Here is a 377-nt window from a genome sequence, read left to right as displayed (position 1 = left end):
CTCGTCGAACCCGATCTCTTCGAGCGTCGTCGAGTGCCCGTTCATCACGGAGACGCCGGCGGGGATCTGAGATTTCACGGTTGCCAGCGCCTCGTCGGCGTCGTCGACGACGATCACGTCGAAGCCGCGTTCCTCCAGATTGGCGACCGTCTCCTCGACGGTCTCGTCGTCGGGAAGCCCGTCCAGTTCCGCGTCGATCTCCGTCTCGTCTGCGTAGTCGGCTTTCTGCTGTGGCATGGTGAACGTGAGAACCTCGTCGATAGATCGGAGGGCCGGGAGTCACTTAATCGCTCGCGGACACCGCCGTCCGGTGGTTACGCCGGTGTTACCCTCGTGTCTCACGAGCCGAATGTGAGGGTCGGTAGCGCGGTGCGCGG

Annotated in this window: 1 protein-coding gene; it reads right to left on the bottom strand. The window is 63.9% G+C overall.

From position 1 onward, the window contains the following. Positions 1-237: LUD domain-containing protein (locus EXE44_RS18535; protein WP_199241289.1), on the bottom strand; the 237-nt coding region annotated here is incomplete at its 3' end. Positions 238-377: the final 140 nt, after the last annotated feature.

Origin of the sequence: Halorubrum sp. SS7, from assembly GCF_005435055.1 — an archaeon.
In the GTDB taxonomy this organism is placed as follows: domain Archaea; phylum Halobacteriota; class Halobacteria; order Halobacteriales; family Haloferacaceae; genus Halorubrum; species Halorubrum salinarum.
Note: the sequence above shows the minus strand (reverse complement) of the source record. Positions and strands in the feature narration are given on the sequence as shown.